Raw genomic sequence first — 25,418 nt, forward strand, 5'->3', positions numbered from 1 at the left:
ACCGCCGTTAGGTGCTGTGAGTATTGGTGTTGCAGGTGTGATAGTAAACGCTGCATTGTTATCATCATACTTACAGTTGTTTACATAATCTGTTACTCTTACCCAGCAGGTAGTGCTGGATGTATTGGGGAGTGTCCAGTTATAACTATTGCCAGTGATGTCGGTAGCAACGGTTGTCCAGCTGTTGCCACCATTCAATGAGTATTGTACATTGTACTGACCAGATGCAGTTGGCAGGTTTGTCCATGTGATGGTATGGCCTGATAAGCCTACCCAGCTTTCGCCTCCGTTAGGACTGGTTACCGTGATGTCGTTGCTTGGTATGATATTGAATACTGCATTGCTCGTGTCTCTTATGGTTGAAGAAGAGTTCGATCCGTAAACATAGATCAATGCTTTACTGGTGGTGATACCGTTTGGTACTGTCCAGTTATACGTCTGCGTTAGTGAACTATTATCTGATACTGCTGTGATATAATTAAAGGTAGATCCGCTATCGATTGAATAATAAATATTCCAGGTGCCACCGCAGGTGGTCTTATTAAAGGTGATCGGTAAGATATTACAACCTATGCCTGTCTCTCCACCATTAGGACTTGTGATCGTTACAGGAGGAATGATCGTAAAGTTTGTAGCGCTGATATCATTCACTGATACATCGCCGGTGTTGCTGATCTTTACCAAACATTGTGTAGAGGCTACTGTAGGCACTGTCCATACATATACTCCTGTATTGGGTGCAGCGTTCGTGATCAATGTCCAGGTGCTGCCATTGTCTACTGAGTATTCCAATCTCGCCGTGGTATATAATCTTGATGTTAACCAGGTAATATTGTATGTACAACGTGGATTTAATACATCGCCACCGTTGGGACTGATCAATAGTGGTTGCGCCGGTGTGATGGTGAAGGTTGCGTTGCTTATATCCTGCATACAGTTTTGTACATAATCCTGTACTCTCACCAAACAATTTGTGCTTAATGCAACAGCAGGTAAGGTCCATGCATACGTTCCTCCTGTAGTAGAATAATTGGTAGCAATGTTTACCCATGAGCTTCCTCCATTTAAAGAGTAAGCAATGTTATAAGTGTTTGAAGTACCAACCGCATTCCATGTAATGTTATGCACTGTACCTCCCTGCCATGTTTCTCCTCCATTAGGTGAAGTAACGGTTACGGGTATGTTTATCGTAAAATAGGCGTCGCTTTTATCTGTTGTAGTTGGCGCCTGAGCATCATACACTCTTAGGAGTACCGTAGAGGATTGTATGTTGGGTACAGTCCAAAGGAACTGACCGTTAGCAGATAAATAATTTGTAGCTACCGATGCCCATATTGTTCCTCCATCTAAAGAATAATCAATATTCCAATAATTGGATGATGTGCCGGTTTGTGTCCATTTAACCGGATACTGCTGACAAGCATATAACACTTCTCCTCCATTTGGTTGCGTCAGCGTAACTGTTTGTGCAAAAGAAAACCGGCATAAGAAACTTACCAGTAAAATACATAACCCTTTTCTAATAATATTCGTCATAAATAATTAATACAATCTTTTAAAATATTCAGATGGAAATTTATTCCTTAGTGAGTTCTATTTGACTTTTTACTTGCCAAAGAATACCTCAGAAAAACATTCTCAAACAGTTTTTTATGGATCAAGAGGAGATTAAAATGCAGTAGTTACATTTCGGGTGAAGATATAAATATTTTTTATACAATATTTAAAGGGCAATAAAAAAATCAGCCTTCAAAAATAAAAAAAGGCGTTCCGATATTTATCGAAACGCCTTTGAAATTTTATTGAGAAGATCTTCTCTTATTCGAAAGTAAGATCCAAACCTAAACCTCTTAATTCATGAACCAATACATTGAATGATTCTGGAATACCAGGGCGAGGAATATTCTCACCTTTTACAATTGCTTCGTATGTTTTAGCACGTCCAATGATATCATCAGATTTAAGCGTTAACAACTCTTGTAAGATGTTAGATGCACCATAAGCCTCTAATGCCCAAACCTCCATCTCACCAAATCTTTGACCACCGAACTGAGCTTTACCACCTAACGGTTGTTGAGTGATCAAACTGTATGGTCCGATTGAACGGGCATGCATTTTATCATCAACCATATGGTGAAGCTTAATTACATAAATGATACCAACAGTTGCTTTCTGATCAAAACGATCTCCTGTTTCACCATCGTATAAATATGTATGGCCAAACTTAGGTAATCCGGCTTCGGTTATTCTATCTGCAATTTCGTCTACACTTGCACCATCAAAGATCGGCGTAGCGAATTTCATTCCTAATTTTTCACCTGCCCAACCAAGTACAGTTTCGTATATCTGTCCAAGGTTCATACGACTAGGTACCCCTAACGGATTCAACACGATATCAACCGGAGTTCCGTCTTCTAAGAATGGCATATCTTCCTGACGAACGATCTTAGCAACAATACCTTTGTTACCGTGACGACCCGCCATTTTATCTCCCACTTTCAACTTACGTTTTACAGCTAGATAAACTTTAGCCAATTTCAATACACCAGCAGGTAATTCATCACCAATGCTGATATTGAATTTTTCTCTCTTATAACGACCTAACTCTTCGTTGTATTTAATACTGTAGTTGTGCAATAATACGTTGATCAGATCATCGGTTTTTGCATCACCCGTCCAACCCAATGGATTGATGTTTAGATAATCGAGGTTAGATAAATTCTTTTGATTGAATTTAGCACCTTTACCGATCAATACTTCACCGAAATTATTGTTAACACCAGCCGAAGTTTTTTCTTTAAGAAGCGTAGTTAATTTATTAACTAGCAATTCTAAAATATCTGCTTCGTTCTTTTCGTGTGTTTTTTCAATTTTATCCAAAGATGCTTTCTCTCTTACTTTAGCATTCTTATCTTTCTTAGCACGTTGGAATAATTTTTTGTCGATAACAACACCTTCTGTACCTGATGGAGCTTTCAAAGAAGCATCTTTAGCATCACCAGCTTTATCACCGAAGATGGCACGTAACAACTTCTCTTCAGGAGTTGGATCGCTTTCACCTTTTGGAGTGATTTTACCAATAATGATATCGCCTTCTTTAATATGAGCACCAATGCGGATGATACCGTTTTGATCAAGATCTTTAGTGGCTTCTTCACTAACGTTCGGAATATCCGGTGTTAATTCTTCTTCTCCTAATTTAGTATCACGTACTTCAGTTTCAAACTCACTGATATGGATAGACGTAAACCAGTCATCTTTTACAACTTTCTCAGATATCACGATCGCATCTTCAAAATTGTACCCTTTCCATGGCATGAATGCCACTTTCAAGTTACGACCTAAAGCCATTTCACCACCTTGTGTTGCGTAACCTTCTGTTAAGAAATCACCTTCAACAACTTTTTGTCCTTTTACTACAGCCGGACGTAAGTTGATCGTTGTTTCCTGGTTGGTACGAATGAATTTGGTTACTTTATATACTTTAAGATCATCTTCAAAGCTTACTAATTGTTGTAATTCGCTTCTGTTGTAACGAACATGTATTTCATTACCATCTACGTATTCTACAACACCGTTACCTTCTGCATGTAATTGAATTCTTGCATCACGAGCTGCTTTTGCCTCCAACCCTGTACCTACGATAGGCACTTGCGGACGTAACAATGGTACAGCCTGACGTTGCATGTTTGATCCCATCAAGGCACGGTTAGCATCATCATGTTCAAGGAAAGGAATCAATGAAGCACTCAAACCAACGATCTGGTTTGGAGCAACGTCCATGTATTCCACTTCGTGTTTATCTAAGATCGGGAAGTCACCTGTTTGACGACTTTTGATCTTATCTTCTACGAAGTTTCCTTTATCATCCATGTCGATATTTGCCTGTGCAATTTTCGCAGTATCTTCTTCTTCAGCAGAAAGGAAAATTGTTTTCTTCATATCTACTTTACCATCAATTACTTTATGGTAAGGCGTTTCGATGAAGCCCATATCATTGATCTTAGCATGTACACAAAGTGTAGATATCAAACCAATGTTTGGTCCTTCCGGCGTTTCAATTGTACAAAGACGACCGTAGTGAGAATAGTGAACGTCACGAACCTCAAAACCTGCTCTTTCACGACTTAAACCACCGGGCCCAAGAGCTGAGATACGACGTTTATGCGTAATTTCAGAAAGCGGGTTGGTTTGATCTAAGAACTGAGATAACTGAGATGTACCAAAGAATGAATTGATAACAGAAGAAAGCGTTCTTGCATTGATCAGATCCACCGGAGTAAATACCTCGTTATCACGAACGTTCATTCTTTCACGAATCGTACGAGCCATACGTGCTAACCCTACACCAAACTGAGCATATAATTGCTCACCTACTGTACGTACACGACGGTTGCTTAAGTGATCGATATCATCTACTTCAGATTTACCATTGGTCAATTGTACCAATGTTTTAATGATAGCGATGATATCATCTTTAGTTAATACTTTTTTAGTGATCGGGAAATCAAGGCCTAAACGGCGGTTGATCTTGTAACGTCCAACTTCACCCAGATCGTAACGTTTATCAGAGAAGAATAATTTATCAATGATACCACGTGCTGTTTCGTTATCAGGAGCATCTGCACCACGTAACTGACGGTAAATATGTTGAACCGCTTCCAACTCAGAGTTAGAGGTATCTTTATTTAATGTATTGTAGATGATTGCATAATCACCACTTACTTCTTCTTTCTGAACGAATATGCTCTTCACATCTAATTCAGCAATTTCAGCAATGTTGCTTTCATCTAAAACCGTATCTCTTTCAAGAACGATCTCGTTTCTTTCAAGACTTACAACTTCACCTGTATCTTCATCAACAAAATCTTCTACCCATGTGCGTAATACACGTGCAGCTAAACGTTTGCCGATATAATTTTTTAATACTTTTTTATCAACCTTTACTTCATCAGCCATTCCGAATAATTCCAGAATATCTTTATCAGTTTCGAAACCGATAGAACGTAACAAAGTTGTTACCGGGAATTTTTTCTTACGATCGATGTAAGCATACATTACATTGTTAATGTCTGTTGCAAACTCCATCCATGCTCCTTTGAAAGGAATAACTCTTGCAGAGTAAATTTTTGTTCCGTTCGGGTGAACAGATTGTCCGAAGAATACACCCGGAGAACGGTGCAACTGAGATACTACTACCCTTTCAGCACCATTGATAACAAAAGTACCACGTGGTGTCATGTAAGGGATATTACCCAAGAATACATCCTGAACGATCGTTTGGAAATCTACGTGCTCTTCATCGTTACAACTTAAACGAAGCTTTGCTTTTAAAGGCACGGCGTAAGTCAAGCCCCTTTCAATACATTCATCAATAGTGTAACGTGGAGGATCAACGAAATAATCCAAAAATTCCAATACGAAGATGTTACGGGTATCCGTGATAGGGAAATTTTCCTTGAACACACGGAATAAACCTTCTACATTACGCTTATCAGGCGTAGTTTCTAACTGGAAAAAATCTTTAAAAGACTGGATTTGAATTCCTAACAAATCGGGTTGCTCTGCCAAATGCTCAATTTTACCGAAATTGATACGTTTAGCGGCGGGAGATTTAGTTGCAGACATATTTTAATTAAAACGTTTTAAAGCTGTGAAGACCCTTATTCAATCGAGGTTTTGCTTAGGTGCAGCTCACTCAAAATTATAAGGACGGCAAAGGTAGGAAAAAAGATTGGGATTTATTAGGATATATCACTGTTTTTTTGGTCGGAAAGCCCCCATTTTTACCGAAAACCTCGGCAAGTCGAAAATTAATTGAAAAAAAGGCGATCTTTTACTCCAATTCGCTCAGATTCTTAGCGTGTTTGAAGCAAATACGTTATTTGGGTGCTTTTACCACCGTAATTTATTCCACATCTATTCAAAAAAGTTGAAAACTTTTCACACCAAAGGGGAATTTCAAGTGGTAATTTTACCGCAAAATTCAGTTAAACTACTAATATCTTATTAAAAGCATTATGCTAACTTTACGTTTCATCCTATGAAGAAACTTCTATTTATCCTCTCGATACTGAGCTTCAACGTTGCAAGCAAGGCACAATGTCCGCCCAATGCCACTGCATTTGCGTTAAATTATGCTTTATGTAGCCCGTCTCCCGGCTGTGGCGTTCTATTAAATGGATGGCCGGAAGGCGTTATTGTTAGTATAATCGGTGGTAATCCACTTCGTGAGATCACGAGTGTACAAATACCAGGCACTTATCCCGGTCCTGGTGTTGGAGATGCATTTGTTTGTGTACCATGCGATGTTCCGCTGATCTTTGCTTCTTCGGTTCCCGGTTCCACGAATGGATGTGTGATAATAAATACGATTACTACCCCTGTTAAATTAAATCATTTTTCAGTTGATCAAATAGAAAAAGACAGCTATACAATAAACTGGCGTACAAGTTCAGAAACAGGCCATGAAAAATATACGATAGAACGCAGTGTTGATAATATCAATTTTACATCGATCATCACAGTGAATGCCCAAGGTGGCAGTACAGATGAGAAGAAATATACTCATACTGATAAACTTACGGATCAATCCAAAGCATACTATCGCTTAAAAACTACGGATGTTAGTGGAAAAACATCTTACTCGGAAATTGTTTTGATCAAACATCAAACAAATGTAGCAGTAAACATTTATCCGAATCCTACAAGCAACAGTTTTAAAATTTCGCTGCCGGAAAAACAATTGCCTGCAACCGTAAAAATTTACAACGCTCAAGGACTGGAGATTTTCTCACAAAAAACTACAGAAACTACATTAACTGTTAAAGAAAAAATACCAGCCGGCATTTACACTGTAAGAGTTGTGAATGCAGACAACACTTCGGTAACACAAAAAGTGATCAAACAATAATTTTCGGGTATACTTAACGTTTAGTAATTGGTTTCAACCACCTGCGAAAGAGGTTATAAATATTCTTTTCGTAAAGCAAGTAAAGCAGAATAGATATACCCCACAACACAAGAAAATTCCTATCGGGCAACAAGAAATAAGTCTGTAGTTTAAGATTTACATAACTGATGTGTACCAGATAAAATGCAAAAGAAGCATTCCCCAATAAAACCAACAGTTTTGTTGAAAAAAAACGTTGCGTCCAGGTCCTCTCCATAATAAGCCCTGACAAGGCAATTACAACAAATAACGGCAAGATAAAAATACGTATCAACAAGCCCGAAACTGTATCGGTACCATGGTGATAAATATCCGGTTGAAAAAATCCAATAGCATAACATGTAGCAAAAGTTCCGACAAACCCTATCCATGTCTTATGGGGAAAGTTCTTGAGAAAATTATTCTCATTTTTAATTGCGGCCGCCATCAGAACCCCTGCTAAAAATTCACTGCTGCGTCCCGGAAAGGTTGAGCTAAAAATAAATTCGACAGGATAAAAAAACCTATCCTTATTCCCATTTAAATGATGCCAGCATGCACCTACTCCCCAGCTAAACAGAAATAGTAAAACTAAAAAACCGATTGCCAGTATTACATGCCTGCGTTGTAAATAGCAAAGCACCGGTGCCACTATATAAAACATCATCTCTACATTTAAGGACCATGCTTGTGAGATGCCATCTAAATTATGTTGATCAGAAAAACCATGAGCAAGGGTGTAGGTCAAAACACTATATCCACCTTTGCCATAAGCCGGATCAAGATAATAGCAAGTCAGGATCAACCAATACAATGGTAATATACGAGCCGAACGAAGCAATATATATCCTGCATATGCTTTTCCCGATGCCAATGGCTTTTCACTATAAGTATAAGCGATCAAAAAACCGCTTAGTACAAAGAAGAGTGCAACACCTGCGTGAAATTCATTGAACAAACGAAGCACCTCTCCATTCAATTCCGCTCTCCAGTATTTTCTGTTGTGATAAACAAATACCATACATGCTGCAAGGCACCTGAAACCTGTCAACGCATCGAACCTTGATGGAGCAGCAGCAGTCTGGGGTTGGGTAGAAAAAGTCAAGATATCCGATACTTGTTGGTCATGAATTAAGAATCGGCAAGATACTGTTTCTTATAATTCGAAAAGCGTATTAAGCAAAAAGCCGACCTACTTGCGTAGACCGGCTTTTAAAGCTATGTTAGAAACTGTTTGAATTAAGCAATTTCAACTTCAGCACCAGCTTCAGTTAATTTTACTTTAAGATCTTCAGCAGTTGCTTTATCAACACCTTCTTTAACTGGTTTTGGAGCGCCGTCAACTAAATCTTTAGCTTCTTTCAATCCTAAACCTGTTAATTCTTTAACAACTTTTACAACAGCTAATTTGTTAGCGCCACCGCTTTTCAAAATTACGTTGAAAGATGTTTTTTCTTCAGCAGCAGCGGCACCGCCACCACCATCAGCACTTACTACAACTGCAGCTGCAGCTGGTTCAATACCGTACTCTGATTTTAAGAATTCTGCTAATTCTTGTACTTCTTTTACTGTTAAACCTACAAGGTTTTCAGCTAATGCTTTTACGTCTGCCATAATGTTTAAATTTTTTCCGCCTTCATTGTTTTCACTCCGGCGGAGAGTTTAAAAAAATTGTTTTCTGTATAATGTGCAAATATGCAAATATGCAAATATGCAAATATCAATTTGTTATAGTTAAACTGTGTCGAAGCAAAATTTGTACATTTGCTAATCGGCACATTCAACTATGCTTCTGGTGTTGCTCCAGCTTCAGCAGCTGGTGCTTCCGGAGTTGCAGGAGCTTCTGCTGCAGGAGATTCTGCAACCGGTGCGGCCGCTTCAACTGCAGGAGCTGCTGCTTCAGCAACAACTTCTTCGGCACCTTTAGCTGCATCTTTGTTTTGTAACGCACCCAATACACGTTGAATTGGAGATTGTAACAATCCGATAACTTCACCAATAAGCTCATTCTTAGTTTTGATCTTAGTAAGCGCCTTCAATTGATTATCGCCTACGAATACATCACCGTTAATGAATGCAGCCTTTAATTCAGGCTTTTCGCTTTTGCTTTCAGTTCTGAAACCACTTAAGATCAAGGCCGGCTCTTTAGGATTTTCACTGAACAACAAAGCAGTTACTTTATGTAATGAATCATAAACACCTGCATATTTTTCAGCATCAATACTTTCCAATGCTTTTTTGATCAAAGTATTTTTAGCAACTTTCATTTCCACTTGCTTGTTAAAGCAATGACGACGAAGTTGACTAACCTGTGCTACCGTTAAACTTTCGGTATCAGTTACGTAGAAGTTATTGTACTGAGAGAATTTTTCTTTCAGTGCAACAATTACTTCATTTTTTTCTTGTTTAGTCATAACAAATATTTTTGTTGTCATCCTGAGCGATAGCGAAGTATCTCGCCATCAATTAGGGTGACTAGTTTGAAACAGATTTAGTGTCAATTAAAATACCCGGGCTCATGGTACTTGCCATGCTAACGCCTTTAAGGTATGTACCTTTTGAAGATGATGGTTTTAATTTTACCAATGCATTGATCAACTCCTGACTGTTTTCAGCAATTTTTTCAGCGCTGAAACTTACACGACCGATAGATGCATGTATGATACCAACCTTATCAACTTTAAAAGCAATTTTACCACCTTTTACTTCATTTACTGCAGCTGCAACATCATTTGTTACAGTACCGGTTTTAGGATTCGGCATTAAGTTACGAGGACCTAATACTTTACCTAGTTTACCGATCTTAGGCATTACTGAAGGAGTAGCGATGATCACATCGATATCTGTCCAGCCACCTTCAATTTTTGTAATGAATTCATCTAACCCAACAAAATCAGCACCTGCATCTTTTGCAGCAGCCTCTTTATCAGGCGTACAAAGCACCAATACTTTTTTCGTTTTACCGGTACCGTGAGGTAATGAAACCGTACCACGGATAGCTTGGTCTGCTTTCTTAGGATCTACTCCTAATTTGATATGTAAGTCAACAGAACTATCAAATTTAGTTGTGTTGATTTCTTTAACTAAGGAAGAAGCTTCTTTTAAAGAGTAAGCTTTGTTAATATCAACCTTAGCGTTTGCTAATTTTCTTTTTTTAGTAATCATTTTCTAAAATTTTTAAGGTTGATAATTAATTTTCCCAAGGGGCTTTTCCGTCAACAGTTAAACCCATGCTACGTGCAGTACCGGCAACCATGCTCATCGCACTGTTTAGGGTAAATGCATTCAAGTCAGCCATTTTATCCTCAGCGATCGCTTGAACTTGCGCCCAGGTAACTTTACCAACTTTTACACGGTTTGGTTCTTTACTACCACTTTGTAATTTAGCCGCTTCCATTAATTGAACTGCAGCCGGTGGAGTTTTGATGATGAATTCGAAAGACTTATCAGCGAAAACCGTGATAAGTACAGGAAGTACTTTTCCTTGTTTATCCTGGGTTCTAGCATTGAATTGCTTACAGAACTCCATGATATTGATACCTTTAGAACCTAATGCAGGCCCGATTGGTGGTGCAGGATTGGCTTGACCGCCTTTACACTGCAATTTCACATAACCTGTGATCTCTTTTGCCATGTTGTTACTTTTTTTGGTGATAGCGTGCCGTCATTTTAACGACACTCCCAATACAATAAATTCCTCTAAAGAACTATTTGGGGCGGCAAAGGTACACAAAAAATTAAGAATTAAAAATGAAAAATGAAAATTTTTTGGGCTTTCCACCACAAATCCCTGATTTTGCTTCAGTTCCGGCTTTTCGCTGCAATCATTTTGTTCCTTCGTCACAAAAAGGATTTCCGCTACAATCCGGCAGCCATTCAACAATTATTTATCAATCAACATCTTCAAACTGCCGCTTTATACTCTTTTATTTACAAAGTTTTTAATTCGTGTAATTAGTGCCTTAAATTCGTGCAATTATATAAAAATTGTGAAATGGCGAATGAAATAACATGCCCCAGTTGCGGACATCAGTTTGAATTGAACGAAAGCCTTAAAAATGAGGTAGAGAAAGAATTGCGTGGCAAAATGGTTGACTGGCAAAAGAAAAAAGAAGAAGAATTTGAGAAAAATAAAATTGCTGCCGAAGCAGCAGCTCAAAAAAAAGCAGCAGAACAATTTGCCTCTCAATTAAAATCTTTTGAAGAAGAAGCGAAAATAAAAAACCAACAACTACAGGAACTACAAAAAAAGGAACTCGATCTGCTAAGAGATAAAAATGCTTTAGAAGAAAAACAAAAAAACCTTGAAGTAGAAATTGAAAAACGTTTCTTAGAAAAAAGAAAAGAGATTGAAGACTCTGCCATCAAAAGAGAACAGGAATTATTTGACCTTAAAACAAAAGAATTTAAAGTTCAAATGGAGGCTCAACAAAAGCTGATTGAAGAGCTGAAGCGTAAGAGCGAACAAGGCAGTATGCAATTACAAGGTGAGAGCCAGGAATTGTTATTGGAAGAAATTTTAAAAGAGAGTTTTCCGTTTGATGCTATTGAAGAAGTAGGCAAAGGTGTTGAAGGTGCCGATTGTATTCAAATAATCAGAAATGGAAGCGGTAAAGAATGCGGTAAAATTATTTATGAAAGTAAACGCACCAAAGCATGGAGCAATGGCTGGATCGATAAATTAAAATCGGATATGCGTAACAGTGGGGCTGATGTTGCCATATTGGTATCGCAGGTTTTTCCAAAGGACATGGAAAAGTTTGGTGAAAAAGATGGCATTTGGATCTGCAATTTTAATGAAGTCAGCAGTGTGGCTCATTTGTTACGCAGCGGTATCATTAAAATAGATGCTGTACAAAAAAGCCAGGAAAACAAAGGCGGTAAAATGCAAATGCTCTACGACTATTTAACCGGCAACGAATTCCGTGGACAAATGGAATCTATTGTAGAAGGTTTTATGGCCATGAAACAAGGTATTTCCAAAGAGCGTATCCAAATGGAAAAGATCTGGAAGGAAAGAGAAAAGCAAATTGAAAAAGTGCTGATCAGCACCAGCGGCATGTATGGTTCTGTAAAAGGTATTGCTGGTGCATCGGTGGGTGATATCCCTTTGTTGGATGGTAGCGATGATAATTTGTTGGAAGACTAAATTACTGTATGCCTCAGGATAGCACTACCTATACTTACGAATTTAAGATTGGCGATGCTGATTATAAAATTGAATCACCAACTGAATTAAACACTCATTCAATTGATTCATTAATTAATAACTTCAACACTGTTCATAAAACTTCTAAGGATTATGTAGCCCCCTCCGACCAAAGTGAAGAAGGACCCAATATGATCCTCATCTATTGTTTTATTGCAATTGTTATTTTTCTTTTTATTTTTTGCATCAAAGAACTTATAAAACATTACGATTACTATACAAGTAATTGGAGATATAGAAATCCCGATTATTATGAGTATGCCCCCGCTTATACATCAAAATGGGATCCTACTTACGATATTCCAACAACTCTTACCTATCATGGTAATGAACTCGATCTCTCAAGAACAATTTTAACGGAGGTATTAAATAAACGCTTCCCTTATTACACTAAATTAAATGGTAGTGAAAAAGATAAATTCATATCCCGACTTCAAAAATTCATTGAATCCAGAACCTTTATCATCCACGACGAAAGCGGCTTTAAAGAAATGCCCATCCTCATCAGTGCCACCGCTATTCAATTAAGTTTTGGATTTGAAAAATATCTCCTACCCGATTTTCCAAACATTCATATTTATCCTGAAGAATTTTTAGGTGTTCATCCAAGCATCCGTTATTTAGAAGGAAATGTTTCCGGCAATTCCATCAACATTTCATGGAAGCATTTTTTAAACGGATTTAAAATTCCTGATGATGGGCAAAACGTTGGACTGCATGAAATGGCCCACGCTTATCATTTTCAAAATTTCGAAACAGGTCGGCATGAAGACGAAGATTTCACTAGAAGTTTCCCCAACTTTAATCTCTATGCAAATAAAGCATTTGCACAGGAATCTACCTCAGTAAATGATCTGTATACAGACTATGCCCTTCGTAACTTTCAGGAATTTTGGGCCGAAAGTGTGGAAATATTCTTTGAAAAGCCTACTCAAATGAAAAACACTTACCCAGAACTTTATTCGGCCATGTGTGATCTTTTAAATCAGCAACCTAGTTAAAATAAAAATGGGCTTCCGAAGAAGCCCTTAATCAAAAAACCATTAACCATTAAACCTTATCCTATGAAAAACCTACTCTATAGTCGATAGGTTGTTCGGAAAGGTTGCATGGATTTAAAAAAAAATTACCAGCTTACAGAAAATGTCTTTAAAAACTCCGGATATGTCTTTGTTTTATAAGCACTATCTCCAAAATATTTCAACGGAGGTTCTAATTGCCCGGCTTTTAAATAGCCGGCAAAAGTAGTAGCTTGTGCGTCAGGGGCCGTCAATAATACTGTAGTAGGATAGCCCAAATTACCATTAGTAAGGTAAGCAGCAAATTCATTAACCTTATATGTGCTGTTGTAATTAAAAGTTCTACCCTGCCATTTAACACTTTCCTTTGTCTCTGCATTGAACTTTATTGCGTAATAATTTTGATTGATATAGTTGGCAACCTTTTCATTTTGGTAGGTTTCTTTATCCATTACTTTACACCAATGACACCAGTTTGTATATATATCAACCAATATTGGTTTGGGGTTGTTTTTATAGGCTTTTTGCATCGCTTCAACAGTTAACCATTTTACTTCCCCCTTTTTTAAAATATTAAATGAAGACGAAACAGCGATCAGAAAAAACAACAATAAAAAATTAATAACCTTTTGCATAAACAATTGTTTAGTAGCTTAGACCTTTATTTTATAAAATTATGAATAAAATTGTTGTGGCCATTACGGGAGCCAGCGGTTCAATTTACGCCAAGGTTTTACTCGACAAATTGCTTGCCATTAAAGAGCAATGGGACGAGTTGGCCGTTGTTTTAACAAATAATGCAAAAACAGTTTGGCAAACCGAGCTTGAAAACGACAGCTACAATAATTATCCGGTAAAATTTTATACTCAACAGGATTTTAATGCACCTTTTGCATCGGGTTCGGGAAAATACAATATTATGTTGATCGTTCCCTGCAGCATGGGCACTTTGGGCAGAATAGCCGGTGGTATCAGCAATGACCTGATCTCCAGAGCTGCAGATGTGATCTTAAAGGAAAGACGAAGATTGATCTGTGTAGCAAGAGATACACCCTATAGCCTGATACATATACGCAATATGGAAAGCATTACTTTAGCCGGTGGTATTATATGTCCTGCTACGCCATCTTTTTATAGCAAGCCAAAAACATTGGAAGAAGTGGCTGCAACGGTGGTTGACCGGGTTTTAGATCTTGCAGGATTGGATATTACTACTTATCGTTGGGGAGGGTAAGGTTTAAAAGGTCATAAAAGTTTAAAGGGTTTAACAAGTTGAATGAACCTGTTAAACCCTTTAGACCTGTTAAGCTTCTTGAAAATTGATCAATTATCTTAGATCGACAATTTCAACCCCGGGATTTTTCTTTGCATCAAATACAAATTGTGTATCGGGAATAGTTGCTTTTGTATTCATATTCTTTACAGCGTAAGTGTACTTATTGCCTGTTTTTTCAAATACTTTAGTAGAAACAATTGTTTGAGAAGATTTTTCTACATACACCAATACTTTAAAGAATGGTTTAGATTTATCAAAAGGCGTAAGCTCAATTTCCTGACAAGCTTTTCCATTAACGGTTTTATCTCCGTTCAATTTGTATAGAAAATCTTTATCATAGAAATTGGTGAATATTTTTTGTGGCGTTAGTGTATTGTTGCTTGGATCGATCTTAGTGATAGTCAATTCTTTAGCAGCTTTATCTAGAGTTGAAACATTTGATCCATCACAATAAATTTCCTGACCGGTAACACTTACTCTGTACTTTGTACCCTTCATATAAACGGTTCCTGATTTATTTCCCAAACTCTTACCTGCTGCATTTTCAATTTTTAAGGAAAACTCAGCTTTTACACTTTTAAAAGTTTTAAACTTAGCACTAACCGCATCTAATATTTTTTTAGCTTCCGGATCGCTCTTACCGGTTCCTCCTTTTTGTGCAAATACTGCTGATAATGTATACAAACTCAATAGTAAAACTGTAAATACTTTCTTCATTTTTAAATTTTAAAGGTTGCAAAGATATATGAATAGACTGTTTTTGCAGACCAATGGTTTATTGATGGATTATAATAATATGTTAATAGTAGAAAGTTAGCTCATCTCATTTTGTAATGCCGGATTCTTAACGGCATTCTTATTATTGGCAAATTCTTTCGCTGCTTTAATGAAATTCATAAAGATAGGCTGAGGATTTTCGACTGTACTTTTTAGTTCAGGGTGATATTGTACCCCAATAAAAAACGGGTGAGCAGGCAATTCAACGATCTCAACCAAACCTGTAGCCGGATTTTTACCGCTGGCAACCATTCCTGCTTGTTCAAATTGTTCTAAATACTTGTTATTGAACTCCCAACGATGACGATGTCTTTCACTAATAGGAGTATGACCGTATATATTGTATGCCAATGAATTTTCTTTCAGTTCACATGGATAAGCACCTAAACGCATGGTGCCGCCTTTAGCGGTCACTTTTTTCTGCCCTTCCATTAATGCGATAACAGGGTTTTTAGTATCAGCATCCATTTCTGTAGAATGAGCATCTTTTAATCCCAGTACATTTCTGGCAAATTCAATAACTGCCATTTGCATCCCCAAACAAATACCAAAGAATGGCAGATTGTGTTCTCTTGCATATTTTACAGCTGTTATCTTTCCCTCAACACCTCTCAATCCAAAACCCGGTGCAACCAACAATCCATCCAATGCCCCTAATTTTTCAGAGACATTTGCATCAGTAATGTGTTCACTATGCACATTTACTATCTGTACCTTACATTCATTCATTGCACCTGCATGTACAAACGATTCCAAGATAGATTTATACGCATCCTGCAATTCAATGTATTTACCGATCAAACCAATAGTTACTTTACCGGTAGGACGTTTCAGTTTATCTAAAAACCCTTTCCATTTTACAAGATCAGGAGCTGCATAACCATTGATATGCAATAATTTTAAAACGGTAATGTCCAGTTTTTCCTGTAACATTTTCAACGGCACTTCATATATAGTGCTTGCATCCATTGCTTCAATAACCGCTTCTGGTTTTACATTACAGAACAAAGCGATCTTTCTTTTAAGGTCTGCCCCAATTGCTTTTTCTGTACGACACACAATGATATTGGGTCTAACCCCATTTTCACTTAAAAGTTTCACACTATGCTGAGTAGGCTTTGTTTTTAATTCACCTGCAGCTTTTAAATAAGGAATCAATGTTAAATGAATAACAATACAATCTTCATCGGCCAGTTCCCACTGTAACTGACGCACAGCTTCTACAAAAGGTAAACTTTCAATATCACCAACGGTACCGCCAATCTCTGTAATAACAATATCATATTCGCCGCTATCTCCTATCAGCAACATTCTTCGTTTAATCTCATCCGTTATGTGGGGGATTACTTGTACTGTTTTTCCAAGATAAGCCCCTTCTCTTTCTTTGTTAATGACTGTCTGATAAATTCTACCGGTTGTTACATTATTTGCCTGAGAGGTAAATATGTTTAAAAATCTTTCGTAGTGTCCAAGATCCAGATCGGTCTCTGCCCCATCTTCTGTAACAAAACATTCTCCATGTTCATACGGATTTAAGGTTCCCGGATCCACATTAATGTAAGGGTCGAATTTTTGAATAGTAACTCTTAGTCCCCTGGATTGGAGTAATTTAGCAAGTGATGCGGCAATAATACCTTTTCCTAAAGAAGATGTAACACCACCTGTAACAAATATATACTTGGCCATAAAATGTAATATTAATAATAATCAATGCCAATCAGCTATTAGCTGAAAAACGCATTTTTTTGACCGTTGGAAAAGTGAAAATAGATATATCCGAGAGGTCATGCAAACATACAGCAAATATTTGGGCTAAAAAAAATTAGCCCCACGTTATCATAAAAAAAGAGTCAAATTTTATAAATAAAAAAATATTGCTCCTCCGCAAACGATTGCAACAATTTATTTCAGTCAATAATTGAAAGTTTATGCCAAAACTTTTGTTTGGCAGTGGTTTGCAACGTAATTTTAGGCTCCTTTTTTAGGTATTGATAGACAAAATTGCCAAAAACAGCTTTCAGAAAACATATAAAAAATCAACCGAATATGGGTGTTATCAAAGAGAAATTTAAAGAAAAAGCGGATGCACAAGGTGCCGAAATCAAGGCAATGCTTAAAGAACATGGTTCCAAAAAAATTGGTGAAGTAACGCTTAGCCAGATCTATCAAGGAATGAGGGGCATGACCGGATTGGTTTCAGAAACCTCTTTGTTAGATGCTCAAGAAGGGATTCGTTTTCGTGGATATACAATTCCTGAATTGCAGGAAAAATTACCAAAAGCTCCGGGAGGAACAGAACCTTTACCTGAAGGCTTATTTTATTTAATGTTGATAGGAGAATTACCAACAGATGAAGATGTTGCACATTTGTCGTCTGTTTTACAACGTCGTAGCCATGTTCCTAAACATGTATTCGACAGCATTGAAGCTACTCCCCTTACAACACACCCGATGACTCAATTTGTAATTGCCATAATGGCTTTACAGACAGAAAGTAGTTTTGCTAAACGCTATGCTGAAGGCATGAGCAAAAAGGATTATTGGGAAGCAGTATTTGACGACTCATTAGATCTAATTGCACGTTTACCAAGAATTGCTGCGTATATTTATCGCCGTAAGTACAAATTCGGCAAGCACATTGAACCGAATGGACTATTAGACTGGGCTGGTAACTTCTCTCATATGATGGGTTACGAAAATGAAGATTTTAAAGAATTGATGCGTTTATATATGACAATACATGCCGATCATGAAGGAGGCAATGTATCTGCACATACTACACACTTGGTAGGCTCTGCATTGAGTGATCCATATTTATCATTCGCAGCAGGTATGAATGGATTGGCCGGACCTTTGCATGGCCTTGCAAATCAGGAAGTGATCAAATGGATCTTTGGAATGATCGAAGAATTAGGTGTAGAAACACCATCTAAAACACAAATTGAAGAATACGTTAAGAAAACATTGAGCGAAGGAAAAGTGGTACCTGGTTACGGTCATGCAGTGCTACGGAAAACAGATCCACGCTTTACTGCACAAATGGAATTTGGCAAAAAACATTTAGCCGACGATCCTTTGGTAAATACAGTTTGGAATATTTACGAAGCAGTACCTCCCATTCTTCAATCATTGGGTAAAATAAAAAACCCGTGGCCAAATGTAGATGCACACAGTGGTGCACTACTGGTTCACTACGGAATGGTTGAATACGAATTCTACACAGTATTGTTTGGTGTATCTAGAGCATTAGGCGTACTATCTAGTCTTTGCTGGGACAGAGCATTGGGCTTCCCACTGGAAAGACCAAAATCTGTAACCACCGACCTTGTGAAAAAATGGTTGGATGGCAAGGATGAAATTTGGGGCGATTAACAATTAATTAGTTATAAAGCTTTGAAACCCCGATGTATGTCGGGGTTTTTTATTACTTTTATCCACTAAAAAAATAAACACGTGAACTTTAGAAAATTACTTTTTGTTGCAATCGTACTGATTTGCAATACAGCTCTAGCTCAACAAACTACATCAACCAAAAAAGCAACTACAGCAAAAGTTAATCAACACCTGAAGGTGTTTAATCAAACGATGGGATGTGGTGATTTTTCAACTGCTATCTCAGCCCTAAACTATTACATAGCAGAAGAAGGGAGCACAAATCCATATGTAGATACCTTAGCGATACTTTATCTTCAACAAGGAGCCTATCCTCAATGTTATTATTGGGTTGAACAAAGATTGGCTACAAACCCGGAGGACAATACGTTGCTGGAAATGAAAGCGGTTTGTTTAGATAAATCGGGTGAAACAAAAGAAGCCATCTCGATCTTCGAAAAACTCTTCAAGAAAACACAAAATGTTTTTCACGCATACAAATTGCTCGATCTGCAATACAGCATAAAAAGATTATCTGAAGCTGTAGCAACGGCAGAGGCTGCGGAAAAACTACAATATAAACCGGAATATACTATGACCTATACTGTTGGTCAGCAAATGGGTAGAACCTATTTACAATCAGCAGTACTTAATATTCATGGACTGGCATTGTATGATCTTGGCAAAAAAGATGAAGCAAAAAAATGTTTCGAACAAGCATTAGCGTTAGACACAACCTTTGCCCTTGCAAAACAAAATTTAGAAGCGATAAGATCTATTGAAAATGCAACTAATAGCAAAGTAATTCCGGGTGTACAGGCACCAAATGCACCTGCTGCAATCAAACAGAATTAATATTTTGTCGGCAAACCAATTGCTTCCCGGCAAAAAATAACCATATGACAAAACAAGAGATAAAATTTCTTGAAGGACCGCAAAGTCGCTGGCAAGATTTTAAATTCAGTATCAGTGTATTGTTTGAATTCATTAAAGGATTCAGGGCTTTACATTTTGCCGGACCTTGTGTAACCATTTTTGGATCGGCTCGTTTTAAAGAAGATCATCCCTACTATAAAAAAACGGAAGAACTTTCTGCAAGAATTGCACAGTTGGGCTTTACCATCATGACAGGTGGTGGACCAGGCATCATGGAAGCGGCCAACAAAGGTGCCAGAGAAATAGGCGGTAGAAGCGTTGGTTGTAATATTGTTTTGCCGCACGAACAAGAACCCAATCCCTATTTAGATAAATGGGTGAACATTAAATTCTTTTTTGTTCGTAAAACCCTGCTCATTAAATACTCTTATGCATTTGTTGTAATGCCCGGTGGCTTTGGTACGCTGGATGAATATTTTGAAGCATTGACTTTAATTCAGTGCAAGAAGATCAATGAATTTCCGATCGTAATTTTTGATACCGAATTCCATAAAGAATTGATAGATCACATAAATTTGATGAAAGAAAAACAAACCATTTCTCCAAATGACACCAATCTATTTCTCATAACCGACTCTGTTGATGAAGCTATTGATTATATTCAAAAGAACGGCATCAATAAATTCGATCTGCAGCATGAAAGGCCTTACAAACCACTCAGATGGTTATTTGAACATAAATAATAGCCCCTCTTTATATATGACTAAAATCATAGCTTGATTTGACGCCGGTCATTCCCCATATATAAAATAAGAAACACCTTTGTGAGGTAGAGATTGAACGTATTTATTACTAAATCTAAATCTTACAATTATGCAATGTAATGTTGGAAAATCAGATAAAACGATTAGGCTGTTGCTTGCCATTATCGTTGGGCTAGCAGGTTTATACTTCAGAACTTGGTGGGCATTGGCGGCATTAGTTCCGCTGGTTACAGGATTGGTGTCGTTTTGCCCACTATATAAAATACTGGGAATAAACACTTGCAACAGCGAAAAGGTATAATGTTTATACCTCAGGCCACTGTATGCGGATGTGCAGTGGCCTTCTTTTAAAATTCTTGATCATAAATACAAATACGAACATAAGGACAACTTGTTTTCATTGCGGTGAAATTTGCAATGAACCAATCGTTGCAGAAGAAAAAAAATTCTGTTGTGAAGGCTGTAAACAGGTTTACCTTTTATTGAATGAAAACAATCTCTGTAACTATTACAAACTAGATAGCAACCCGGGTATTAAAGCAAAAGGAAAATTCGTTTCAGAAAGGTTTGCATATTTAGATGACGAAGCAACTAAAAACAACTTAGCTCACTTCAATAGTGAAACTCAAACCAATATTACTTTCCACCTGCCGCAGATGCATTGCTCTTCCTGCGTTTTTTTATTGGAAAATTTACACCGAATTGAAAAAGGTGTAATCAAATCACAAACCAATTTTCAACGAAAGGAAATTTTCATAATATTTAACCCTCAACTCATTGCTTTAAGAAAAGTGGTTGAGCTACTTGCTTTTATTGGCTACGAGCCTGAGATCAGATCAAAAGATACCATTAATAAGAAAACAATCACTTTTGATAAAAAAAGAATTTACAAAATAGGAATAGCCGGATTTTGTTTTGCCAATATCATGATGTTGAGCTTCCCGGAATATTTTTCAGCAGGACATATTGAGCAAAGAGGACTAAAAGAAACTTTTACCTGGTTGATCTTATTTCTATCTCTTCCCGTATTATTCTTTTCTGCTTCAGACTTTTTCGTTTCTGCATGGAAAAGTATGCGGCAAAAAGTGATCAATATTGATGCTCCGATCGCTTTAGCCATTGTTGTAACATTTACAAGAAGTTATTATGAGATCATCAGTGGCACTGGTTCGGGTTACTTAGACTCAGGCACCGGCATCGTGTTCTTTATGCTCATTGGTCGATGGTTTCAGAACAAAACCTACGATTCATTTTCATTTGACAAAGATTACAGATCATATTTTCCTTTGGGAGCCACCGTGATAAGCGGGAATGTTGAAAAAAACATCCCCATCACACAGCTAAAAAAAGGTGATCGTATCATTTTAAGGAATGAAGAAATGGTACCGGCCGATGCTATACTATTAAGTGGCGATGCAAATATTGATTACAGTTTTGTTAGCGGGGAAAATACACCTGTTCCAAAAAGTAATGGCGATATGATCTTTGCCGGTGGCAAACAATCCGGTTGTGCGATCGAATTACAAATCATCAAAGATGTATCACAGAGTTATATCACTCAGCTTTGGAATAATGATATTTTCAATATCAAAAAAAACACAGAAAGATCTTTCATACATCCATGGAGCAGGTATTTTACATTGGTACTCTTTAGTATTGCTACGATCGCTACGCTATTCTGGTTTTTCACAGATAGCTCTAAAGTATTGCCGGTACTCACTTCTGTACTGATCGTTGCTTGTCCTTGTTCTTTGTTATTGTCCGCAACATTTACCTACGGTAATATGTTACGCATCTTCGGCAAGAATAAATTGTACCTTAAAAATGCATCGGTAATAGAATCGATGGCAAAAATAAAAAGTATTGTATTTGATAAAACAGGCACTATCACACAAAATAAAGCTACTTCGATAGAATATGAAGGAACGCCTTTATCTGAAAGAGAATTGTATGCAATTAAAATAATGGCGAAGCAATCTTCTCACCCATTGAGTAAAAATATTGCGGCTTCGTTTGAAACTATTCCAGACAGAAAACCTGTTATTACTTATTTTAAAGAATTTACCGGAAGGGGTGTTAAAGCGATCATTAATGATGTTGATGTTAAGATTGGCTCCTTTGCATTTATCAATGAGCACAAGCAACATATTGAAAGTCTGGATACAGGAACACATGTACATGTTGCCATCAATGATGTACACATGGGCAGGTATACTATCAGCAATCAATACAGAGCCGGTTTGCAACCTTTGATAAAACAACTGAATGTTTATTATAAAATGTATGTATTGTCAGGCGACAACGATACAGAGAAAAATAATCTTACAAAAATATTTGGTAAAGACGTTGATATACGGTTTCATCAATCCCCGGAACAAAAATTGCAATACATACAACAATTACAAAAAAATGGTTCAGGCGTTTTAATGCTTGGTGATGGATTAAACGATGCTGGTGCATTGATGCAAAGTGATGTTGGCATTGCTGTAAGTGATAATAGTGCTCAGTTCTCCCCTGCCTGTGATGCTATACTCAATGGTGAAAATGTACAAATGCTTGACAAATTTTTAGCCTACGCCAGATCAGGTAAAAATATAGTAACTGCTAGTTTTGTTTTATCGATCTTATACAATATTGTCGGTTTATCATTTGCAGTACAAGCCCAGTTATCTCCAATGGTAGCAGCAATCCTAATGCCTGCAAGCAGCATCAGCATCGTATTATTGGTTACCTTATTATCATCTTTCATTGCCCGACAAAAAGGATTAAAATAATTTCCTGATCAAAATCATCTATTGCTTTGATTTACATCATTTCTCATCACTAACGCTGAAAGTACTTTTGACCTGACTAAAAATCAATTCATTTGAGCGCTCTATTTATTTTGATCGGTATCAGCATTGCGGTGGCAGGGTGTTTTTTAGCCGCCTTTTTATGGAGCGTTAATAACGGTCAGTTCGATGATGATTATACCCCTTCAATAAGGATGTTATTCGATGACGACATCAAAACCTCAACATCAAAACCAGAACAATTAACTCAAAACAAATAAACTAACATGCAGGTAGAAAAATTTTATTATGATAACAAGATAGTGAGAAACTTTGCCTATGCTACCGTCATTTGGGGAGCAGTAGGAATGCTTGTGGGATTGATCGTTGCATTGCAACTTGTTTTTCCCGTATTGAATATTACCCAGTATGGCTCGTTCGGAAGGCTTCGTCCTTTGCATACCAATGCGGTGATCTTTGCATTTGTAGGTAATGGTCTTTTCATGGGTGTGTATTATTCTTTACAACGCCTCTGTAAAGCAAGAATGTTCAGCGATAAACTGAGCTATATCCATTTCTGGGGCTGGCAGTTGATCATTGTTGCTGCAGCCATTACATTACCTATTGGCTTAACGCAAGGAGCAGAATATGCAGAATTGATCTGGCCTATTGACATAGCCATCACCGTTATATGGGTAATATTTGGCTGGAATATGTTTGGTACCATCATCAAAAGAAGGGAAAAACACCTGTATGTTGCCATTTGGTTTTACATTGCCACATTTGTTACCGTGGCGGTTTTACACCTTGTTCGTTCCGGGCAAATACCTTATACCTGGCTACAAAGTTATAGTTGGTATTCGGGTGTACAAGATGCATTGGTACAGTGGTGGTATGGTCATAATGCGGTTGCTTTCTTTTTAACGACACCCTATTTAGGTTTGATGTATTACTTCATGCCGAAAGCTGCCAACAGGCCCGTCTATTCATACAGACTTTCCATTATTCACTTTTGGGCCTTGATATTTTTATACATATGGGCAGGCCCTCACCATTTGTTATATACTGCTCTTCCTAACTGGGCTCAGTCATTGGGTGTTGTATTTTCTTTCATGCTTATTTTCCCAAGCTGGGGTGGTATGATCAACGGCTTACTAACACTTCGTGGTGCATGGGACAGAGTAAGAGATGATGTTATTTTGAAATTTATGGTAGTTGCCGTTACATGCTATGGCATGGCAACCTTTGAAGGTCCGATGCTTTCTTTAAAAAGTGTTAGTGCTATTGCACACTATACAGACTGGATAGTTGCGCATGTACATGTTGGTGCATTGGGTTGGAATGGTATGTTAACATTCGGTGTTTTGTACTGGGTGATTCCAAGAATGTTTAAAACAGAATTATATTCTAAAAAATTAGCAAACAATCATTTCTGGCTGGGCACTTTGGGTATTTTGTTTTATGCAATACCAATGTACTGGGCTGGCTTCCAGCAAAGTTCTATGTGGAAACAATTTACCGAAGCCGGTCAGTTAAAATATACATTTCTTGAAACAGTTACTTACATGAAACCCTTTTATGCAATGCGTTCTTTAGGCGGTGTATTGTATTTGGTAGGTGTTGTTTTCATGATCGTTAATCTTTATAAAACTGTAAAGGCAGGAAAATTAGTTGCTAATGAAGAAGCAGAAGCTGCACCATTAGCGAAAGAGTATGTTGCACATAAGGGTGAACACTGGCACAGATGGATCGAAAGAAAACCAGTACAATTAATGGTACTGAGCTTAGTGGTGATCTTGATCGGTGGTGCAATAGAATTGATCCCAACTTTCCTAGTAAAAGAAAATGTACCAACCATATCAAGTGTAAAACCCTATACACCACTTGAGTTACAGGGCAGAGATCTGTATGTAAGAGAAGGCTGTTACACTTGCCACTCTCAAATGATACGTCCATTCAGAAGTGAAACAGAACGTTACGGCGAATATTCAAAAGCCGGTGAATTTGTTTATGATCATCCATTCCAATGGGGTAGTAAACGTACGGGACCAGATTTGGCGAGAGAAGGTGTGGGAAATCTAAAAAAATCTGATGGCTGGCATTTCCGCCACTTCAGAGAACCATCTTCAATGAGTGAGGGTTCTGTAATGCCTGCATATCCGTTCATGTTGCAAAATGATCTGGATATTTCAACAACGGAAGCAAAGATCAATGCGTTAAGAAAACTTGGTGTGCCTTATGAAAAAGGGTATGAAAAAAATGCCAATGCTGATCTTGTTGAACAATCAAAACAAATTGCCAATAATCTTAAATCAGACAGCATCATTATTTCTCCTAAGAAAGAAGTGATTGCACTGATTGCCTATATGCAACGCTTAGGAAAAGACATTACTAACAGTCCAACACCAACTCAAAATAGATAA

The 25,418-nt window shown here is 37.5% G+C and carries 21 protein-coding genes; 11 read left to right on the forward strand and 10 right to left on the reverse strand.

The features are described from left to right. Together ACQ33O_RS12225 and rpoB are read right to left on the reverse strand one after the other, a co-directional pair. On the reverse strand, positions 1 to 1,536 hold a 1,536-nt coding region (locus tag ACQ33O_RS12225; RefSeq protein WP_430995872.1), incomplete at its 3' end, for a hypothetical protein. Positions 1,537 to 1,818: 282 nt separating this feature from the next. After that, positions 1,819 to 5,628: a DNA-directed RNA polymerase subunit beta gene (gene rpoB / locus ACQ33O_RS12230; protein ID WP_430995873.1), complete on the reverse strand. Its 3,810-nt coding sequence runs from the start codon at positions 5,626 to 5,628 to the stop codon at positions 1,819 to 1,821. A gap of 415 nt (positions 5,629 to 6,043) precedes the next feature. On the opposite strand from rpoB, the gene ACQ33O_RS12235 reads away from it, so the two are divergent. Continuing rightward, a complete protein-coding gene (locus ACQ33O_RS12235) occupies positions 6,044 to 6,913 on the forward strand; it encodes a T9SS type A sorting domain-containing protein (RefSeq protein ID WP_430995874.1) in 870 nt (289 codons plus the stop codon). A gap of 13 nt (positions 6,914 to 6,926) precedes the next feature. Here the strand turns inward: ACQ33O_RS12235 and ACQ33O_RS12240 are convergent, their stop codons facing one another. The 5 genes from ACQ33O_RS12240 to rplK form a co-directional block, all read right to left on the reverse strand. Continuing rightward, on the reverse strand, positions 6,927 to 8,036 hold the full coding sequence (locus tag ACQ33O_RS12240; RefSeq protein WP_430995875.1) for an acyltransferase family protein: 1,110 nt from the start codon (positions 8,034 to 8,036) through the stop codon (positions 6,927 to 6,929). A gap of 134 nt (positions 8,037 to 8,170) precedes the next feature. Beyond that, complete coding sequence (gene rplL / locus ACQ33O_RS12245; protein ID WP_430995876.1) at positions 8,171 to 8,545, reverse strand: 50S ribosomal protein L7/L12; 375 nt, start codon at positions 8,543 to 8,545, stop codon at positions 8,171 to 8,173. Positions 8,546 to 8,715: 170 nt separating this feature from the next. Beyond that, entirely contained in the window at positions 8,716 to 9,345 is a 630-nt protein-coding gene (gene rplJ, locus ACQ33O_RS12250) for a 50S ribosomal protein L10 (RefSeq protein WP_430995877.1), read from the reverse strand. Between the two features lie 61 nt (positions 9,346 to 9,406). Further along, positions 9,407 to 10,096, reverse strand: a complete 690-nt coding sequence (rplA, locus tag ACQ33O_RS12255) for a 50S ribosomal protein L1 (RefSeq protein ID WP_430995878.1) — start codon at positions 10,094 to 10,096, stop codon at positions 9,407 to 9,409. Between the two features lie 25 nt (positions 10,097 to 10,121). Further along, positions 10,122 to 10,565, reverse strand: a complete 444-nt coding sequence (rplK, locus tag ACQ33O_RS12260; RefSeq protein ID WP_229761031.1) for a 50S ribosomal protein L11 — start codon at positions 10,563 to 10,565, stop codon at positions 10,122 to 10,124. 360 nt (positions 10,566 to 10,925) lie between these two features. On the opposite strand from rplK, the gene ACQ33O_RS12265 reads away from it, so the two are divergent. Continuing rightward, the gene (locus ACQ33O_RS12265) at positions 10,926 to 12,080 is read left to right on the forward strand and encodes a DUF2130 domain-containing protein (protein ID WP_430995879.1); all 1,155 of its coding nucleotides are present in this window, start codon (positions 10,926 to 10,928) and stop codon (positions 12,078 to 12,080) included. Between the two features lie 8 nt (positions 12,081 to 12,088). Beyond that, positions 12,089 to 13,141 (forward strand): zinc-dependent peptidase, encoded by a 1,053-nt coding sequence (locus tag ACQ33O_RS12270; RefSeq protein ID WP_430995880.1) that lies wholly within the window; start codon positions 12,089 to 12,091, stop codon positions 13,139 to 13,141. 125 nt (positions 13,142 to 13,266) lie between these two features. On the opposite strand, the gene ACQ33O_RS12275 is transcribed toward ACQ33O_RS12270, so the two are convergent. After that, on the reverse strand, positions 13,267 to 13,794 hold the full coding sequence (locus ACQ33O_RS12275; RefSeq protein ID WP_430995881.1) for a thioredoxin family protein: 528 nt from the start codon (positions 13,792 to 13,794) through the stop codon (positions 13,267 to 13,269). A gap of 41 nt (positions 13,795 to 13,835) precedes the next feature. Between ACQ33O_RS12275 and ACQ33O_RS12280 the strand changes: the two genes are divergently transcribed. After that, positions 13,836 to 14,393, forward strand: coding sequence for a UbiX family flavin prenyltransferase (locus tag ACQ33O_RS12280; RefSeq protein ID WP_430995882.1), 558 nt, complete (start codon positions 13,836 to 13,838; stop codon positions 14,391 to 14,393). 93 nt (positions 14,394 to 14,486) lie between these two features. Here the strand turns inward: ACQ33O_RS12280 and ACQ33O_RS12285 are convergent, their stop codons facing one another. Further along, positions 14,487 to 15,152, reverse strand: a complete 666-nt coding sequence (locus tag ACQ33O_RS12285; protein ID WP_430995883.1) for a LolA family protein — start codon at positions 15,150 to 15,152, stop codon at positions 14,487 to 14,489. A 96-nt stretch (positions 15,153 to 15,248) separates the two neighbouring features. Then, entirely contained in the window at positions 15,249 to 16,898 is a 1,650-nt protein-coding gene (locus ACQ33O_RS12290) for a CTP synthase (protein WP_430995884.1), read from the reverse strand. Positions 16,899 to 17,258: 360 nt separating this feature from the next. On the opposite strand from ACQ33O_RS12290, the gene ACQ33O_RS12295 reads away from it, so the two are divergent. The 7 genes from ACQ33O_RS12295 to ccoN all read left to right on the forward strand — a co-directional run bounded on the left by ACQ33O_RS12295 (position 17,259) and on the right by ccoN (position 25,418). Further along, positions 17,259 to 18,584, forward strand: coding sequence for a citrate (Si)-synthase, eukaryotic (locus ACQ33O_RS12295; protein ID WP_430995885.1), 1,326 nt, complete (start codon positions 17,259 to 17,261; stop codon positions 18,582 to 18,584). Positions 18,585 to 18,665: 81 nt separating this feature from the next. Then, positions 18,666 to 19,439 (forward strand): tetratricopeptide repeat protein, encoded by a 774-nt coding sequence (locus ACQ33O_RS12300; RefSeq protein ID WP_430995886.1) that lies wholly within the window; start codon positions 18,666 to 18,668, stop codon positions 19,437 to 19,439. Between the two features lie 44 nt (positions 19,440 to 19,483). Beyond that, on the forward strand, positions 19,484 to 20,203 hold the full coding sequence (locus ACQ33O_RS12305) for a TIGR00730 family Rossman fold protein (RefSeq protein ID WP_430995887.1): 720 nt from the start codon (positions 19,484 to 19,486) through the stop codon (positions 20,201 to 20,203). A gap of 130 nt (positions 20,204 to 20,333) precedes the next feature. Further along, positions 20,334 to 20,525, forward strand: coding sequence for a YgaP family membrane protein (locus ACQ33O_RS12310; protein ID WP_430995888.1), 192 nt, complete (start codon positions 20,334 to 20,336; stop codon positions 20,523 to 20,525). A gap of 55 nt (positions 20,526 to 20,580) precedes the next feature. Next, positions 20,581 to 22,998, forward strand: a complete 2,418-nt coding sequence (locus ACQ33O_RS12315; protein ID WP_430995889.1) for a heavy metal translocating P-type ATPase — start codon at positions 20,581 to 20,583, stop codon at positions 22,996 to 22,998. Positions 22,999 to 23,090: 92 nt separating this feature from the next. Next, positions 23,091 to 23,276: a cbb3-type cytochrome oxidase assembly protein CcoS gene (gene ccoS, locus ACQ33O_RS12320; protein ID WP_430995890.1), complete on the forward strand. Its 186-nt coding sequence runs from the start codon at positions 23,091 to 23,093 to the stop codon at positions 23,274 to 23,276. A gap of 6 nt (positions 23,277 to 23,282) precedes the next feature. Next, positions 23,283 to 25,418 (forward strand): cytochrome-c oxidase, cbb3-type subunit I, encoded by a 2,136-nt coding sequence (gene ccoN / locus ACQ33O_RS12325; RefSeq protein ID WP_430995891.1) that lies wholly within the window; start codon positions 23,283 to 23,285, stop codon positions 25,416 to 25,418.

It is taken from the genome of Ferruginibacter sp. SUN002, assembly GCF_050611725.1.
GTDB lineage: Bacteria > Bacteroidota > Bacteroidia > Chitinophagales > Chitinophagaceae > Ferruginibacter.